Raw genomic sequence first — 15485 nt, forward strand, 5'->3', positions numbered from 1 at the left:
TCCCGTCCGAGTATCGCGGCGGCGGCGTCGACGCCTTCACGGGTGCCGATGACGATGAGGGTGTCCCCGCCGGCGAGGCGGAAGTCCGGCGCGGGGGAGGGGCGGGCCTCCGCGCGGCGCAGTACGGCCACGATCGAGACGCCGGTCTCGGTCCGCATCCGGGTTTCGCCCAGCAGGCGCCCGTTCCAGTACGAGTGCGCCGACAGCACGATCCGCTCGGCGACCAGGCCCAGATCGGTGGTGTGCAGGAGGTTCGGGCTGTGGTGGGCCGGCATCAGCGCGTCGATCAGCGCGGCCGTCTCCGGCCCGCTCAGATGCAGCGACTGCGCGCACGCGTCCGGGTCGTCGCCGCGGTAGACGTTCACGGTCCGCGTGCCGTCCCGGTGCGCGATCACCGACAGGTGGCGGTGTTCGCGGGTGGTGAGGTCGTACTGGACCCCGATGCCGGGCAGTGGTGTCGTGCGCATCCGTGGAGCAGGCACTGCTGTCCCCCCTCGTATTCGTTCCGTGCGTAGTGCGTAGTGAAGTTGCGGTTGCTGCGGCGGCTCGCTCGCGGGCAGGTGGGAGCCGCTCGGCGGGCTCATCGTGCCACTTTCCGCGTGCCCGGAATATGGGTGTCGGCACGGATGGACAGGAACGTTCCGCTTCGGTGAGGATGGGGCGGGGAAGTGGGCCACGCCGCAGGTCAGAGCGTATGGACGCGGCGGCGGACGAGGCGGGTGGAGCAACTGCTGGGGGACCGGCCGGAAGGGCGTGGGGCCGTGTCGTTGTACTGGCGGATCTTCCTGCTGTACGCGGGGGTGCTGGCCGTCGCGGTGGCCTTGCTGCTCGGCCCCGTCACCGTCTCCACCCCCGTCCTGTTCGGCGAGGCGCTCGTGCTGCTCGGCGGGCTGGCCGCGATGCTGGTCATCAACGCGGTGCTCCTCAAGGTCGGCCTGGCCCCGCTCGCCAGACTGAACCGGGCCATGGCCACCGCGGACCTCCTCAGACCCGGCACCCGCCCGGCCGTCGCCGGAGAGGGGGAGATCGCCGAACTCACCCGGACCTTCAACGCCATGCTCGACCGGCTCGAAACCGAGCGGGCCACCAGCAGCGGCCGGGTGCTCACCGCACTGGAGGCCGAACGCAAGCGCATCGCCCAGGAACTCCACGACGAGATCGGCCAGACCCTCACCGCCGTCCTCCTCCAGCTCAAGCACGCGGCCGACCGCGCCCCCCAACCGGTCCGCGCCGACCTGCACCAGGCCCAGGAGACCACCCGCGCCAGCCTGGACGAGATCCGCCGCATCGCCCGCCGCCTGCGCCCCGGTGTCCTGGAGGAACTCGGCCTGCACAGCGCACTGCGCTCCCTGGCCGCCGAGTTCACCACCCCCCGCCTCGGCGCCACCGCGCACATCACCCCCGGCCTGCCCCACCTGGACCCGGCCGCCGAACTCGTCCTCTACCGCGTGGCCCAGGAGGGCCTGACCAACGCGGCCCGGCACTCCGGCGCCACCCGCGTCGAGCTGCACCTGCGGCCCCTGCCCCACGGCGGCGTCGGCCTGCTGGTCCGCGACAACGGACACGGGCTCGGGGAAGCGCCGGAGGGCGCCGGCATGCGCGGGATGCGCGAACGGGCCCTGCTGATCGGCGCCGAACTCGCCATCGGCGCGGGCCCGAACGGCGGCACCCAGGTCCGTCTCGACATCACCGAGACCACCGCCGTCACAGGGGCAACGCGATGACCCAGCCGCGTACCGGGCCCGCCCGCATACTGCTCGCCGACGACCACACCCTCGTCCGCCGCGGCGTACGCCTCATCCTCGACGCCGAACCCGACCTGAACGTGGTCGCTGAGGCCGCCGACGGGGCCGAAGCCGTCGCCCAGGCCCGCAGCCTCGACATCGACCTCGCCGTGCTCGACATCGCCATGCCCCGCCGGACCGGGCTCCAGGCCGCCCGCGAGCTCGCCCGCACCAGCCCCGGCCTGCGGATCCTGATGCTGACCATGTACGACAACGAGCAGTACTTCTTCGAAGCCCTGCGCGCCGGAGCCTCCGGCTACGTCCTCAAATCCGTCGCCGACCGGGACCTCGTCGAAGCCTGCCGCGCCGCCCTGCGCGACGAACCGTTCATCTACCCCGGCGCCGAGACCACCCTCATCCGCACCTACCTCGACCGCGCCCGCAGCGGCGGCCCGCTGCCGGACCGGCCGATCACCGAACGCGAGGAGGAGATCCTCAAACTCGTCGCCGAGGGCCACAGCTCCAAGGAGATCGGCGACCTCCTCGTCATCAGCCCCAAGACCGTCGAACGCCACCGCGCGAACCTGCTCCAGAAACTCGGCCTGCGCGACCGCCTCGAACTCACCCGCTACGCCATCCGCGTCGGCCTCATCGAACCCTGACCGCGCGCCGGTGGTCAGCAGGCGGGTCCGCTGCCCGCTTCGGACTGCGTGAGGATGCGCCGGAGCCAGCGGGACCGGGCATCGCGGGCGTCCTGGCTGAGAGCTGCCTGCGGTGCGAAGGTGTCGAAGCCGTGGAAGGCGCCCGGCCATACGTGCAGTTCGGCCTGGCCACCGGCCTGCCAGATGGCGTTGGCGTAGGCCACGCCCTCGTCCCTGAAGGTCTCGGCCGACCCGACCTCGATGTAGGCCGGGGGGAGCCGGGACAGATCGGTGGCCCGAGCGGGAGCCGCGTAGGGCGGCAGGTCCGCAGCGCCGTACCGGTCGCCCAGCAGCGCCTGCCACGCGGTTGCGTTCGAGGTCCGGTCCCAGGTGTCGATGCCGGCCATCTGGTGGCTGGAGAAGGTGTTGTTCCGGTCGTCGAGCATCGGGCACAGGAGCAACTGCCCGATCGGCGTGGGCCCGCCCCGGTCACGGGTGAGCAGGGCGAGCGCCGCGGCGAGTCCCGCGCCGGCGCTCTTTCCTCCGATGATGACGCGGTCCGCGTCGATGCCCGGTCCGGCCGCGTGTTCGGCCGCCCAGACGAGTCCGGCGTAACAGTCTTCCAGCGGTCCCGGGTACCGCGCGTGCGGCGCCAGCCGGTACTCGACGGAGATGACGGCCAACTCCAGCGTGAGAGCCCATTCCCGAAGCAGCCGCGGCAGCACGGACCACGCATTGCCCATGATCATTCCGCCGCCGTGCATGTAGTACAGCAGCGGCAGAGGTCCGGCGATCCCGGCGGGCCGGGCGCACACGAGCGTGACGTCGTGCCCGTCCGGTGCTCCCGGCACGCGCAGCTCGTCCACCTCGAAGCGGCCGTCCGCCCGGAGGTCCCCGACCGTGGGCCGGGGCCGTGCCGCGGCATCCCGCTCCTGCCGGGCCGCCAGGTTCTCCGGGGTGAACGGCTCGCGCGCCTCGTCCGCCGAAGCCGCGAGCGCCACACGCAGTTCGGGGTCGAATGGAGGGAACGCCTGTGCGAGATCCATGCGGCGTAGTCAATCACCTGCCAGACGGAGGCCAAAGCTCCGCGCCACTGCCGTCAGGCCGGGTCCTGTGCCATGCCATGGCGTGGTGTCCGCCGGGCGAGTGAGACCTCGCCGGAGCCGTGAGTGCGGTCCGCGCCGGGGGCAGCCTGTCTCGGGAACCGCTGATGGACCGGCGGCGGTCACATCGAGGAGGCAGGTTGGCCATCACCGGCAACTGGGACGCAGTCCTGGCCCCGCCCACCGAGATGATCTCGTGGGGTGGGGGAGGGCCCGAATACGTGCGGGTGCACGCGAAGAAGCCCGCGGCCGCGCGAGGCTGAGGCGAATCCTCCTGACACCGGTCCGCCGCCCGGTCCTCTTCAGGCGGCGGACCGGTGCCCGGCCTGCGGCTACCCGCGCACGGCCGGGAACGGCCGCGTCGGGGATGCTGTGCCACAGCACCGGGCCGCGCCCCACCAGTGGGGCGTGTGTCCGTCTACTGGCTGCCGGCGGCCCTGGGGCCCTGGGCCAGATCCGCATGCTGCTGGATGGCCGAGCGGAACTCTGCCAGGCAGGGCGGGCAGTACCGGTCGGCGGTGGCCGACGCCGCTATGGGCGAGGGGTCCTCCCCACTGGTGTGCTTCCCGCACAGCGTGTGGTCGGTCGTGTTCTGGGCGAGGACGTGCCACAGGAGTTCACCCTGACCTGCTGTGGCCTCGGCGCACATTCTGTACATAGCGATCCCCTCGGTGCTGGTGGCGTGAGTGGAGGCGGCGGAGGCGGCCTGTATCCATCAGAGCCCGGCAGGCCCGAAGAGGCCATTCCGTTGGGCCGACCGGATGAAACCCGCAGGGCCGTGGTTTGGCGATCCCGGTGGGCTGATCAGGGAAGAAGGGCAGACGAGCCGCCTGCGCGTGGGGGCGCGGCCGCCGCCGTCACTGGCCTTCGGGAGGCGCGGCGTGCTGTTCGCGATGCCGTTGCAGCAGCCGCGCCAGCAACTGTGCGGGGGTGGTGGCCGGCGGCGGACGCAGCCGCGTCCGGCCCGGACGGCGGGGGAGGGGAACCTCGGGCATGAGGTAGCGCATGCCGTCGATGTCCAGGGTGCACAGCGGCTCACGATCGGGCCCCGCCGGACGGCTGAGGTAGACCGTGAACACCTTGGGAGGGTCGCCGGCCACGACTCCCGGGAGAGTGGTGAGCCCGGACCGCCGCTCGCGGCCCGTGGCGATGACCTTGCCGTCGACGAGGACTTCGACAGGCTGCCCGGGGCGACCGCACCACACGGTGATCGAGTGGCCGTCCTGATCGAGGTGAAGACGCAGACGCATCTCCATGGCAGGTCACTCCAGCGCCGTGGCGGCCACGGACAGGTCGGCGACCAGACCCGCGAAGGCGGACTCGCGGTCCCCCGCGCGCAGGACGGCCGACGGATGCACCGTCGCCAGCAACTGTCCGTGCCCCGTACCCGCCCCCGCACCCTGCGGTGCAGGCATCGGCAGCAGTATCCCGCGCCGCTCACCCACCCGGAACGAGGAGCCGAGCAGGGCCCTGCCCGCGGTGCCGCCGAGCACCACCAGGATGTCGGGGTCGACCAGCCGCAGCTCCGCGGCGAGCCAGGGGCGGCAGGCGGTCATCTCCCGCAGGCTCGGCGCCTTGTGGATACGGCGCTTGCCGCGCGGAGCCTCCGTGAACTTGAAGTGCTTGACCGCGTTGGTCACGTACGCGTCCTCGTCCCCGAGCCCCGCCTCGTCGAGCGCCCGCCGCAGCAGCTGACCCGCCGGCCCCACGAACGGTTCGCCGCGCAGGTCCTCCTGGTCGCCGGGCTGCTCGCCGACGAGCATCAGCCGCGCGGAGGCCGGCCCCTTGCCGAAGACCGTCTGGGTCGCGTCCTGGAACAGGGGGCACCCCCTGCAATCGGCCGCCGCCCGCCGCAGACCTGCCAGGCCGCCGCGTGAGGGCAGATAGGGACTCGCGTCGTAGTCCTGCCCCGCGGCTGCGGCCGGGCCCGCGGCCGGGCCCGCCCTGGCGTCCATGGCTACCACCTCCGTCCCTGTCGCCCCGGCTCCCGTGCCGCGGCGCTCCCGAGGACCGCTCGCCCGCCCGGCCCCGTCAAGCGCCGCGCAGCCTGTCGGCCGCGTCAGGGGTCAGGCTCACGCGGACCAGCCCATCGGCCAGCCGGACGAACTCGCGCGGTGGGACGAGCGCGGCGAGGGCCTTCGGCGTGCGGGGCAGGCCGAGGCCGGACGCCGCCCCGCGCACCCGCCCGTCGACGAAGGGCCGCAGCTCCGGCCACACGGCCTGGACCTCGCGGCAGAAGATGTCGGCGCCGGTCGGGCCGATCCTCGGTACCTCCTGGAGCAGTTCCCGTACGCGTACGAGGTCACCTCCGGCCTCGTCCCGGACGTTGCGCAGGTCGCCGTGCCAGCGTTCCAGCAAGAGTTGCGCACCGTCACCCAGGGCGGTGGCCGTGCTCTCGTCGTACCTGCGGTAGTGCGCACGCCCGAGGGCGTCCACACGGTCCTGCCACTCCGACCCCGCCATGCTCCGCGGGGTGCGGAGCCCGACCGCGAACAGCTCCCGGGCCGCCGCGACCGCCGTCGCCGCACGGATCGGCGCCGACAGCAGCACACACAGCACCAGGAGCTGATACAGCGGAGCCGGAGTGTTCCGCAGCTGGATACCGGCTTCGTGCGTGTACGTCTCGCCGTACTCGCGCAGTACCCGGCGGGCCGTCGTCCTCGTCGAGTCCATCAGGGTGTCCTCGCCGCGCTGGGACGGGACGGCTACCAGTAGTGCTTACGGCCGCCGACGGAGTGGCCGAGGGCGCCCACGACCCACAGGATGGCTCCTACGATGACGAGGATGATGCCGATGGTCCACAGGATGTTGAGTCCCGTGAGCAGGCCGATGACGAGTAGAACGATGCCGAGGACGATCATGGGGTCCTCCTGGTCGGTCGAACGCCGCAGGCACGGAGCCACGCGGCCGCGAGCGCAAGGGAAGCGTTCACGGGCTGCGCCTACCCGATATCGCGCGCCTTGCACATGCGATCCGGAGACAGCGGCCACACCCTTGTCCCTCCTGGCTCCCGCCGTGGTGATCCCGCCTGATCCCGACCTGATCCCGACCGCCGGCGGGGAGGCGAGTGCGGTGGCCGGGGGCGGGTAGGCGCCTGACATCCCCCGGTTCTCTGAGGACGGTGACATCCATGGCACGTCCGGTGTGGGCGGGTGTCCTGTCGTTCGGGCTGGTCAGCCTGCCGGTGGGCCTGTACACGGCGACCGACAGCCACACGATCCACTTCCATCAGCTGCAACGCGGCACCTCCGACCGGATCCGCAACAAGCGCGTGAACGAGCGGACGGGCAAGGAAGTCGAGCTCGACGACATCGTGAAGGGGTTCGAGACCGGAGACGAGTACGTCCTCGTCGAACCGGAGGAGCTCGACGAGATCGCGCCCGGGCGCTCGCAGGCCTTGGAGGTCACCGGGTTCGTCGACCTGGACCAGGTCGACCCGATCTTCTTCGACAAGACCTACTACCTCGGCCCGAAGGGCAAGGAGTACGGCAAGGTGTACGCACTGCTGCAGAAGGCCCTGGCGAAGGCGAACCGGGCCGGGGTCGCGACCCTGGTGATGCGCGGCCGCGAGTACCTCGTCGCGCTGAAGGCCGATGAGCAGCTGGGCATCCTGACCGTGCACACCCTGCACTGGGCGGACGAGATCCGCGACCCCCGCGAGCAGATCCCCGACCTGCCCGGCAAGGTGAAGGTCGCCGAGCGGGAGATGAAGATGGCGGAGCAGCTGATCGCCGCCCTGTCGACGGACTGGGACCCGTCGGCCTTCCGTGACACCTTCCAGGAGAAGGTCGCCACGCTCATCGAGGCGAAGAAGACGGGCGAGAGCGTCGAGAAGGCGGAACCGCCGGCCAAGGCCACCGGCGCCGTCGACCTGATGGAGGCGCTGCGCGCCAGCGTCGACCGGGCCCGCAGCCCCAAGGACACCGGCGCGAAGGCGGGGTCCGGCGGCGGCAAGCGGCGCAAGGCGGCCCCGTCCGCGAAGAAGCGCGTCACGTCGAAGAGGGCGTCGCTGCAGTCCCTCACCAAGGCCGAGCTCTACGAGCGGGCCGCCGCCGCGAACCTCCCGGGCCGCTCCACCATGACCCACGACCAGCTGGCCGAAGCCCTCACCACCGCGGGACGCGGCCGGGCCGCGTGACCCACCGCGGGCATGGGCGGGCAGGGGGCCCTTCTCGCGCGCAGGACGATCCGGCCGCCCCACCGATGGGAACACGGCCGGCCGCGGCTTCCGGCGTGTAGCTCCACCGCCCGCACTCTCCGACGCTAGCGTGACGATTTGTCACTTGTTGCCCCGTTTCAGGGATGTGCGATGCGTCGACTCACCGTTGCCCTCACGCTGCTGTCCACCCTCGCCGCGGGCTCGTACACCGGCTCCCAGGCCCTCTCCGCCGAGCGTGACAGCCGCGACGGCAGCCGGGGCACGAACATCCTCGTCGTCGGCATCGACAGCCGCGCGGGCCTGTCCGCCGCCGAGAAACGACGTCTGCACGCGGGCGGCAAGGGCTGCAACTGCACGGACGTGATGATGCTCGTCCACCTCTCCGAGGACATGCGCCGCGCCAGCATCGTCTCCATCCCCCGCGACTCCTACGTCCAGTACGCCGACCCGGCACAACCGCCCGCCGTCCCCGGCCCGCCCCGCCTCGGAAAGATCAACGGAGCCTTCGCACTGGGCGCGGGCCCGTTGACCGTACGCACCGTCGAGAAGGCCACCGGCCTGCACGTCGACCACTACCTGGAAACCGGGTTCACCGGCTTCGAACAGGCCGTCAACAACCTCGGCGGCGCGACCGTGTGCACGGACAGGCCCCTCAAGGACGACGGCTCCGGCCTCGACATCGCCGCAGGCGTCCACCGCGTCGATGGAAACGGGGCCCTGCGCTACGCCCGGGCCCGGCACATCGGGCGGCCCGGCGACCTCGGCCGGGTCCGCCGCCAGCAGCGCATGGTCAACGACCTGCTGGCCCGGCTCACCGCCGAGGGCGCCCTGTCCGGACCGGTCAGCGCCGCCCGCACGGCCAGGACCCTGCTGAAGTCCGTACGCACCGACGAACGGACCGGGCTGGGCGACCTGGTCCGCATCGGCTGGGCGCTGGGCCGACTCCGGCCGGACCGCACCGAGTTCGCCACCGTACCCATCCGGCTCTTCGACCACCGTGTGCCCGGAGTGGGTTCCACCCTGGTGTGGGACGAGAGCCGATCCGCCGCCCTGTGGGACGCCTTGCGCGCGGACCGCCCTGTCACGGGCGACACCCGCATCCAGCCCGTTCCGGAAACCCCGGCCGGAACCAACCCTGCCGGGATCACCGTCCGCGTGGACGACGCGGCCGTCGCCGAGGCCTTGAGCCGCAACGGGTTCGTGGTCACTGACACCTCGAAGACCGCACCGTCCGTACGCCCGGACGGGCCACCGGTCATCCGTTACGCCCCGGGCAGGGAAGCGGACGCGGCCACGCTCGCGGCCGCGCTGCCCGGGGCCCGTCTCCAGGCGGTCCCGGAGCACGACAACTCCTTCGACGTCACCGTCGGCGCCCGGCCCGTCGCGGTCAAGACCGTCACCTATGACCGCAACACGCTCGACGGCGCCCCCGTCACCGCCGACTCCCTGCGCTGCGGCGGCGCGGCAGGCCACACGGCGGCCCCCGCGGGGGACTGACGGCCACCACCGAAGGCCCGCCACCAGTGCCCTGCTCGCGTCCCGCAGGCCGAGGGACCGGCCGGGCGCCCGGGCCTCAGGGGAGGACCGAGTCCACGTAGCCGCCGTCGACCCGCACCGCTCCGCCGGTCGTCGCCGATGCCTGGGGCGAGCCGGCTTCCCCCCTTCTTCCGGTCTGTCACCTACGTGAGCCGGCGCAGGGTTGGCGGGGTGGCGGGGCGGTCTCCGGCAGGTCGGCTGCTCTACCGTGACCGGATGGAACAGCGCATCACCCTGGTCACTCTCGGGGTCTCTGATCTCGCCCGCGCGAAGGGCTTCTACGAGGCCCTGGGCTGGCGGGGGCAGGAGGTCGAAGAGACGGTCTTCTTCCAGGCCGGAGGGCTGGGGCTGGTCCTGTGGGACCGCGGCAAGCTGGCCGAGGACTGCGGACTGGGGCCCGGCCCCGGGAGCGGGTTCGGAGGGATCGCCCTGGCCCACAACGTCCGGTCCGAAGCCGAGGTGGACGCGCTGCTCGCCGTCGTCCAGCGGGCCGGCGGCACCGTCACCAAGCCCGCGGCGGTCAACGAGATCGGCTTCTACTCCAGTGCCTTCGTCGACCCCGACGGCCATGCCTGGGAGGTCGCGTACAACCCGGGATTCCCCCTCTCCCCGGACGGCTCGCTCGTCCTGCCCGATTTCGGCGGTGCACAGGCCTGACGGCGGCGCGCAGGCCGCCGCCAGGCCGCGCGCTCAGCTCGCGGGGGCGCCGAACCAGGCGGTCAGCCGGCCGAGCAGACCCTCCTGGTCCTCACCGGCCCACACCACGTGGCCGTCCGGCCGCAGGAGCACGGCGGGTACGTCCAGTTCCTCGCTGACGTCGACGACGTGGTCGACCCGATCCGCCCAGCCCGCCGCCGAAAGCCGGCCGGTCTGGTCGAGCAGCAGCCCGCGGCCGCCGTGCATCAGCTCGTAGAGGCGTCCCTGCTTCAGCTCCACGTCCCGCATCCGCCGGCCGAGCAGTTCGTGGCCCTCGCCGAAGTCGTAGCGGACTTCCACCGCGGTGATCATCCCGGTGACGTAACGGTTCACCTCCTCGAAGTCCATCAGCTTCGAGAACAGCTCCCGCAGTGCGGTCGCACCCGGATCGGTCCCCAGCAGGGTGATCTGCGCGCGGGTGTTGTCCAGTACGGCGGCGCCCACCGGGTGCCGTTCGGAGTGGTAGCTGTCCAGCAGTCCCTCCGGCGCCCAGCCGTTGACCGCGGCGGCCAGCTTCCAGCCGAGGTTGAAGGCGTCCTGCACGCCGAGGTTGAGCCCCTGCCCGCCGGTCGGCGGGTGGATGTGCGCCGCGTCGCCGGCCAGCAGCACCCGGCCGACCCGGTAGCGCTCCGCCTGCCGGGTGGCGTCGCCGAACCGGGACAGCCATCGCGGTGAGTGCACACCGAAGTCGGTGCCCGCGAAGGCCCGTAGCTGCTGCTTGAACTCCTCCAATGTCGGCGCCGTCGCACGGTCCTCGGCCACGCCGTCGGCGGGCACGACGACGCGGCACACACCGTCCTCGGCGGGGGCGACGCCGAACCGCAGCTGGGTCTTGCGGACTTCCGCGACGACGGCCGCGATCGTCGCCGGATCCTCCGTCACCTCTATCTCACCGAGCAGCGTCTCGACCTTCGCGGGTTCGCCCGGAAAATCGACGCCGAGCTGCTTGCGCACCACACTGCGGCCACCGTCGCAGCCCACGAGGTAGCGCGAACGCAGCCGCGTGCCGTCCGCCAGCTCGACGGTCACCCCGTTCTCGTCCTGGCTCAGCCCGACCACTTCGCAGCCGCGCCGGATCTCGGTACCGAGCTCCAGGGCACGCTCGTTGAGCAGGCGCTCGGTGACCGGCTGCGGGGTGGCGAGGCCGTACGGGTGCGCCGTGTCCAGCCGGTCCGGCCACGGCTTGAGTATGCCGCCGAAGAGACCGCCGATCTGGAACTTCTCACTGACCGCGAGGAACCGGTCCAGCAGGCCGCGCTGATCCATCATCTCGACGCTGCGCGCGTGCAAACCCTGCCCGCGGGACTGCGCGGTCGGCTCGGTCAACTTCTCCAGCACGAGCGCCTGCACCCCGTGCAGCCGCAACTCGGCGGCCAGCATCAAGCCGGTCGGTCCGCCGCCGACCACGATCACGTCAATCATCGAAACCACCATGTCCGCAGGTATGTGCTGAGGCCTGCGATTCTGCGGCAGCACCCGGGCCTTGCCGCAAGCCCCCCTGTGCGCTATAAGTTGAGAGTGGCCAGGAGCGGGTTTTTCCCGCTCCTTTTTTCGTCCGCTCTGGACAACAGCCCTCCTCGCACATCCACTCCGCACCGCGCAGCGCGTTCCGCGGTGTGCCGACCCGGGCGGGTGAGCCCCGTAGGCCGAACGGACCAATTGCGGCACCCAGCCATCGTCACGCTGCGTGATTGATCGCTAGAGAGGGGCCATGACATCCTCCCCTCGCAGCTCCGCCCCGCACCTCGCCCGCAGGACGGTCCTCGGTGCCGCTGTCAGCGCAGCGGTGACCGCGTTGCCCGCCGGCCTGTCCGCACCCGCCGCCGCGGCCTCGCTGCGCACGACTGCGGACCTTCCCGACGAAGTGGAATACGTAGTCATCGGATCGGGACCCGGTGGCGGCAGCGTCGCCGCCAACCTCGCCGAGGCGGGACACTCCGTCCTCGTCCTCGAAGCGGGCCCGCCGCACGGCAACCAGACGTACTACGACGTCCCCGGATTCCAGCTCAAGGCCGCCCGTGACCCCGAGATCAGCTGGGACATGTGGGTACGCCACTACACCGACGAGGCCGCCCACGGCAGCCAGTGGGTACCCGGCAAGGGGGTCCTCTACCCCCGCTCCGCCACCCTGGGCGGCTGCACCGCCCACAACGCCGCCATCCTCATGTACCCGGAGCACTCGGACTGGGCGTACATCCGCGACCTGACCGGCGACGCGGGCTGGGACCCGAAGACCATGTGGGACACCCACTGGCGGAAGGTGCTCTCCTGGCAGCCGGCCGAACGGCCCAGTCCCGTCCTCGCCCTGCGGGACGCGTTCCTCGACAAGCTGTCGCTCGCGGCCGCGACCGAACCCCTGCCCGCGGGCAACGCCGCCTCCGCATTCGACCTGGACGTCAACTCCAAGTCGAATGTGGACCGCAGCGCCCAGGGCGCCTTCATGACCCCGATGACCGCCCGGGCCGGCAAGCGGTACGCCGTCCGCGAGCGCCTTCTCGAGGTCCAGGCCCGTCACCCCGCCAACCTCGCCATCGCGACCGACGCCCTCGCCGAACGCCTCGTCCTCGAGGGAAGCCCCGGCGCGCTGCGCGCCGTCGCAGTGGAGTTCCTCCTCGGCCGCCACCTCTACCAGGCGTTCTCCGATGCCCGCCCGCTCACCGATGCCGACCGCTCCGCGCTGCGCCGCACCGTCCGCGTGACACGTGAGGTCATCGTCGCGGGTGGCGCCTTCAACACCCCCCAGCTGCTGATGCTTTCCGGCATCGGACCCCGCGAGCACCTGGCCCGGCACGGGATCGCCGCCCGGCTGGACCTGCCCGGAGTCGGCAGCAATCTCCAGGACCGCTACGAGGTCTCGGTGGTCTCGCGGCTGAACCGCGACCTCACCGCACTCGCGCAGTGCGAGTTCCGCGACCACGACGACCCGTGCCTGACGGAGTGGAACGACCCGGTGCGGCGCGCCGCCGCCCCCTACGCGTCCAACGGCGTGGTCACCGGACTGAAGCGACGGGCCTCAAAGGGTTCCGCGCACCCCGAGATGTTCGTCTTCGCCGCACCCGGGAACTTCGCCGGGTACGTGCCGGAGTTCGACACCAAGGCCGTGAAGGACAAGCGGCACTTCTCCTGGCTGGTCCTCAAGGGCTACGCCGCCGACCGCACCGGGACGGTCCTCCTGGCCTCCAGCGACCCCACCCGGCAGCCGGACATCAACTTCCGGTCCATGGACGACGGCAGGGCCGGCGACGCGGACGTGGCCGCCATGATCGAAGCGATCCGCTCGATCCGCAACATGAACCGCAAGGCCGCCGGCCTCGTGGACACCGTGACCGAGGAGATTCCCGGGCCCCGGGTGAGCACCGACGCCCAGCTCGCGGCATGGATCCGGCGTGAGGCCTGGGGACACCACGCCTCCTGCACCGCCGCCGTCGGACCGGCCGGCCGCAGTGCGTCCGTCCTCGACGGCCGGCTGCGCGTCCACGGCACGGCCAACATCCGTGTGGTCGACGCCTCGGCCTTCCCGCGCATCCCGGGGCTCTTCATCATGGCTCCGACGCTCGTCCTGGCGGAGAAGGCGAGTCAGGACATCCTGCGGGACGCGGGCTAGGGCGGGTGCTGGACGACTCCGACGAGGGCCGGCAACGGTGTCGGCCCCTCGGCCCCGTACGGCCCGGCAAGATCCGAGAGCACGTCCTAGGCGAGTCCGTCGGCGACCAGGCCGGCCAGGACCGCCTCGCCGAGGACCTGCACGGCGGACTGCGGGCGGACCATCACCGTGAACTCCTTGACCCGGCCCGTCTCGTCGAACTGGAGCAGGTCGATGCCGTGGATCTCCTTGCCGTCCAGCGTGGCCCGGAAGGGCAGGATCACTCCCGGGGCGTGCTCGCCGTCGGCGCCGGTCTCGGCCGTTCCCTCGAAGCGTCCGACGTAGCGGAGGTCCTCGAAGACCCGCAGCAGGACCCCGAAGAGCCCCAGCACCATGGGCCTGCCCTCGAACGGGGTGAACTTCACCGGACTGTTGAGCCGGATGTCCTCGGTGAACAGGTCCTCCAGCGCGGCGAGATCGCGCTTCTCCACGGCGGCGCGGAAGCGTTCGGCAGTCTCCATGACCCCTCCTGGTACTCAAGGAATTGACTAGTCATTTTCATGAGTATGATGCGGGGGCTGACGAGGAAAGGGAAGGGGCGGCTGCGATGGCCCTGCGACATGCCGTTCTGGCGGCGCTGCTGGACGGCGAGTACAGCGGATACGAGCTGGCGAAGTCGTTCGGCATCGGCGTCGCGAACTTCTGGCACGCCCTGCCCCAGCAGCTGTACACAGAGCTGGCCAAGCTGGAGAAGGACGGGCTGGTCGAGGGCCGTCAGGTGGTCCAGGAGGCCCGGCCGAACAAGCGCCTGTTCCAGGTCACCGACGCCGGCCGCGCCGAGCTGGAGAAGTTCGCGGCGGCCGCGGCGAAGCCCTCCGTCATCCGTGACGACCTCATCGTCAAGGTCCAGACCGCCGACCGGATCGGCACCGCGCCCGTGATCGAACAGCTCGAAGAGCGGGCGTCCGCGGCCGACGCCAAGATCGAGCTCCTCGGCAAGGTGCTGCGGAAGATGCGCGGCGACATGGCCGAGGAGGAGTTCCTGCTCCGCGGCGAACGGATCGGCGGGTACCTGACCTGCATGCGCGGCATCGCCTTCGAACAGGGCCACCGGGACTGGTGCCGCCGGAGCGCGGCAATCCTCAGAGAAAGGCAGACGACCCATGCCGAACGGTGAATACCTGCGCTACGTCGCCCTGGGCGACAGCCAGACCGAGGGCCTCGGCGACGGGGACGACACCATGGGCCTGCGCGGCTTCGCCGACCGGTTCGCCGGGCACCTCACCGCCGTCAACCCCGGCCTCCAGTACGCCAACCTGGCCGTCCGGGGACGCCTCGCCGGCCAGGTCCGCGCCGAGCAGCTGGGCCCCGCCCTGGCCCTGCGGCCCGACCTGGCCACCGTCGTCGCCGGAGTCAACGACATGCTCCGGCCCCGGTTCGACGCCGCCGAGGTCGCCGGGCACCTGGAGGAGATGTTCGCCGCGCTCACGGCCGCCGGGGCCCACGTGGTGACCGTGACCTTCCCCGACCTGGGGAAGATAGTGCCCCTGGCCCGACCCGTCGGGCCCCGCGTGGCCGACCTCAACGACCGCATCCGCGCCGCGGCCGCCCGCCACGGGGTCACCGTCGCCGAGACCGCCCGGCCGGCCGCGGTCACCGACCCCCGGATGTGGACCGAGGACCGGCTCCACGCCAGTCCGCTCGGCCACGAACGGATCGCCGCGGCCATCGCCCACGCCGTCGGCCTGCCCGGCAGCGACGACACCTGGACGCTCCCCCTGCCGCCGCAGGCGGCCCCCGGCCGGTCGGCCGTGGCGGCCGAGCTGCGCTGGGCGGCCGCGTTCCTCGGCCCCTGGCTGGGACGCAGGCTGCGCGGCCGGTCCTCCGGCGACGGCCGCACCGCGAAGCGCCCCAGCCTGCTGCCGCTGAGCGCCACCCCTTCCCGGAACCCCTAGGCCCTGTCCGGGCGATCTTCGCGGGCCCGCGCCGCCTGGCACGGCACCTCGCCGCGTTGTCGGACCGCGCGAGTACGGCCAAGTACGA

At 72.0% G+C, this 15485-nt stretch carries 17 protein-coding genes; 8 read left to right on the forward strand and 9 right to left on the reverse strand.

Annotated features, from left to right (window positions below):
* A partial coding sequence (locus AB0D94_RS36605) for a TrkA C-terminal domain-containing protein (protein ID WP_362061857.1) occupies window positions 1-467 on the reverse strand: 467 nt, incomplete at its 3' end.
* A gap of 294 nt (window positions 468-761) precedes the next feature.
* Here AB0D94_RS36605 and AB0D94_RS36610 point away from each other — a divergent pair.
* Both AB0D94_RS36610 and AB0D94_RS36615 read left to right on the forward strand, forming a co-directional pair.
* The gene (locus AB0D94_RS36610) at window positions 762-1724 is read left to right on the forward strand and encodes a sensor histidine kinase (RefSeq protein ID WP_362061860.1); all 963 of its coding nucleotides are present in this window, start codon (window positions 762-764) and stop codon (window positions 1722-1724) included.
* Entirely contained in the window at window positions 1721-2386 is a 666-nt protein-coding gene (locus AB0D94_RS36615) for a response regulator transcription factor (protein WP_362061863.1), read from the forward strand. Before AB0D94_RS36610 ends, AB0D94_RS36615 begins: the two co-directional genes overlap by 4 nt.
* Window positions 2387-2400: 14 nt before the next feature.
* Here the strand turns inward: AB0D94_RS36615 and AB0D94_RS36620 are convergent, their stop codons facing one another.
* From AB0D94_RS36620 to AB0D94_RS36645, 6 genes are all read right to left on the reverse strand, one after another.
* Complete coding sequence (locus AB0D94_RS36620) at window positions 2401-3411, reverse strand: alpha/beta hydrolase (RefSeq protein ID WP_362061866.1); 1011 nt, start codon at window positions 3409-3411, stop codon at window positions 2401-2403.
* A gap of 475 nt (window positions 3412-3886) precedes the next feature.
* The gene (locus AB0D94_RS36625) at window positions 3887-4126 is read right to left on the reverse strand and encodes a hypothetical protein (RefSeq protein WP_362061869.1); all 240 of its coding nucleotides are present in this window, start codon (window positions 4124-4126) and stop codon (window positions 3887-3889) included.
* Between the two features lie 199 nt (window positions 4127-4325).
* Window positions 4326-4724, reverse strand: a complete 399-nt coding sequence (locus AB0D94_RS36630; RefSeq protein ID WP_362061872.1) for a hypothetical protein — start codon at window positions 4722-4724, stop codon at window positions 4326-4328.
* Window positions 4725-4730: 6 nt separating this feature from the next.
* On the reverse strand, window positions 4731-5423 hold the full coding sequence (locus AB0D94_RS36635; RefSeq protein WP_362061875.1) for a UdgX family uracil-DNA binding protein: 693 nt from the start codon (window positions 5421-5423) through the stop codon (window positions 4731-4733).
* Between the two features lie 76 nt (window positions 5424-5499).
* Window positions 5500-6141 (reverse strand): endonuclease, encoded by a 642-nt coding sequence (locus AB0D94_RS36640; protein ID WP_362061878.1) that lies wholly within the window; start codon window positions 6139-6141, stop codon window positions 5500-5502.
* Window positions 6142-6173: 32 nt separating this feature from the next.
* Window positions 6174-6329, reverse strand: a complete 156-nt coding sequence (locus AB0D94_RS36645; protein WP_362061881.1) for a DUF6131 family protein — start codon at window positions 6327-6329, stop codon at window positions 6174-6176.
* A gap of 269 nt (window positions 6330-6598) precedes the next feature.
* On the opposite strand from AB0D94_RS36645, the gene AB0D94_RS36650 reads away from it, so the two are divergent.
* From AB0D94_RS36650 to AB0D94_RS36660, 3 genes are all read left to right on the forward strand, one after another.
* Window positions 6599-7606, forward strand: coding sequence for a Ku protein (locus tag AB0D94_RS36650; RefSeq protein ID WP_362061885.1), 1008 nt, complete (start codon window positions 6599-6601; stop codon window positions 7604-7606).
* 171 nt (window positions 7607-7777) lie between these two features.
* Entirely contained in the window at window positions 7778-9124 is a 1347-nt protein-coding gene (locus AB0D94_RS36655) for an LCP family protein (protein ID WP_362061888.1), read from the forward strand.
* 255 nt (window positions 9125-9379) lie between these two features.
* Window positions 9380-9820, forward strand: coding sequence for a VOC family protein (locus AB0D94_RS36660; protein WP_362061891.1), 441 nt, complete (start codon window positions 9380-9382; stop codon window positions 9818-9820).
* 33 nt (window positions 9821-9853) lie between these two features.
* Here the strand turns inward: AB0D94_RS36660 and rox are convergent, their stop codons facing one another.
* Window positions 9854-11281 carry a rifampin monooxygenase gene (rox, locus tag AB0D94_RS36665; RefSeq protein ID WP_362061894.1) on the reverse strand — a complete coding sequence of 476 codons (1428 nt, stop codon included), beginning with the start codon at window positions 11279-11281 and terminating at the stop codon, window positions 9854-9856.
* A gap of 289 nt (window positions 11282-11570) precedes the next feature.
* Between rox and AB0D94_RS36670 the strand changes: the two genes are divergently transcribed.
* Window positions 11571-13463 (forward strand): GMC family oxidoreductase, encoded by a 1893-nt coding sequence (locus AB0D94_RS36670; RefSeq protein ID WP_362061897.1) that lies wholly within the window; start codon window positions 11571-11573, stop codon window positions 13461-13463.
* A gap of 86 nt (window positions 13464-13549) precedes the next feature.
* Here AB0D94_RS36670 and AB0D94_RS36675 read toward each other — a convergent pair whose 3' ends face one another.
* Complete coding sequence (locus tag AB0D94_RS36675) at window positions 13550-13963, reverse strand: nuclear transport factor 2 family protein (RefSeq protein ID WP_362061900.1); 414 nt, start codon at window positions 13961-13963, stop codon at window positions 13550-13552.
* 86 nt (window positions 13964-14049) lie between these two features.
* On the opposite strand from AB0D94_RS36675, the gene AB0D94_RS36680 reads away from it, so the two are divergent.
* Together AB0D94_RS36680 and AB0D94_RS36685 are read left to right on the forward strand one after the other, a co-directional pair.
* The gene (locus AB0D94_RS36680) at window positions 14050-14619 is read left to right on the forward strand and encodes a PadR family transcriptional regulator (RefSeq protein ID WP_362061903.1); all 570 of its coding nucleotides are present in this window, start codon (window positions 14050-14052) and stop codon (window positions 14617-14619) included.
* Window positions 14606-15397 (forward strand): SGNH/GDSL hydrolase family protein, encoded by a 792-nt coding sequence (locus tag AB0D94_RS36685; protein ID WP_362061906.1) that lies wholly within the window; start codon window positions 14606-14608, stop codon window positions 15395-15397. Before AB0D94_RS36680 ends, AB0D94_RS36685 begins: the two co-directional genes overlap by 14 nt.
* The last annotated feature ends 88 nt before the right edge of the window (window positions 15398-15485 follow it).

Origin of the sequence: Streptomyces sp. NPDC048255 (assembly GCF_040652415.1) — a bacterium.
Classification (GTDB): domain Bacteria; phylum Actinomycetota; class Actinomycetes; order Streptomycetales; family Streptomycetaceae; genus Streptomyces.

What these genes read in the sequence shown, in the direction of transcription:
- AB0D94_RS36670 (WP_362061897.1), top strand. Translation starts at nt 11,571, where the DNA reads ATGACATCCTCCCCTCGCAGCTCCGCCCCGCACCTCGCCCGCAGGACG.
- AB0D94_RS36675 (WP_362061900.1), bottom strand. Translation starts at nt 13,963, where the DNA reads ATGGAGACTGCCGAACGCTTCCGCGCCGCCGTGGAGAAGCGCGATCTC.
- AB0D94_RS36680 (WP_362061903.1), top strand. Translation starts at nt 14,050, where the DNA reads ATGGCCCTGCGACATGCCGTTCTGGCGGCGCTGCTGGACGGCGAGTAC.
- AB0D94_RS36630 (WP_362061872.1), bottom strand. Translation starts at nt 4,724, where the DNA reads ATGGAGATGCGTCTGCGTCTTCACCTCGATCAGGACGGCCACTCGATC.
- AB0D94_RS36625 (WP_362061869.1), bottom strand. Translation starts at nt 4,126, where the DNA reads ATGTACAGAATGTGCGCCGAGGCCACAGCAGGTCAGGGTGAACTCCTG.
- AB0D94_RS36645 (WP_362061881.1), bottom strand. Translation starts at nt 6,329, where the DNA reads ATGATCGTCCTCGGCATCGTTCTACTCGTCATCGGCCTGCTCACGGGA.
- AB0D94_RS36620 (WP_362061866.1), bottom strand. Translation starts at nt 3,411, where the DNA reads ATGGATCTCGCACAGGCGTTCCCTCCATTCGACCCCGAACTGCGTGTG.
- AB0D94_RS36685 (WP_362061906.1), top strand. Translation starts at nt 14,606, where the DNA reads ATGCCGAACGGTGAATACCTGCGCTACGTCGCCCTGGGCGACAGCCAG.
- rox (WP_362061894.1), bottom strand. Translation starts at nt 11,281, where the DNA reads ATGATTGACGTGATCGTGGTCGGCGGCGGACCGACCGGCTTGATGCTG.
- AB0D94_RS36660 (WP_362061891.1), top strand. Translation starts at nt 9,380, where the DNA reads ATGGAACAGCGCATCACCCTGGTCACTCTCGGGGTCTCTGATCTCGCC.
- AB0D94_RS36615 (WP_362061863.1), top strand. Translation starts at nt 1,721, where the DNA reads ATGACCCAGCCGCGTACCGGGCCCGCCCGCATACTGCTCGCCGACGAC.
- AB0D94_RS36635 (WP_362061875.1), bottom strand. Translation starts at nt 5,423, where the DNA reads ATGGACGCCAGGGCGGGCCCGGCCGCGGGCCCGGCCGCAGCCGCGGGG.
- AB0D94_RS36640 (WP_362061878.1), bottom strand. Translation starts at nt 6,141, where the DNA reads ATGGACTCGACGAGGACGACGGCCCGCCGGGTACTGCGCGAGTACGGC.
- AB0D94_RS36650 (WP_362061885.1), top strand. Translation starts at nt 6,599, where the DNA reads ATGGCACGTCCGGTGTGGGCGGGTGTCCTGTCGTTCGGGCTGGTCAGC.
- AB0D94_RS36655 (WP_362061888.1), top strand. Translation starts at nt 7,778, where the DNA reads ATGCGTCGACTCACCGTTGCCCTCACGCTGCTGTCCACCCTCGCCGCG.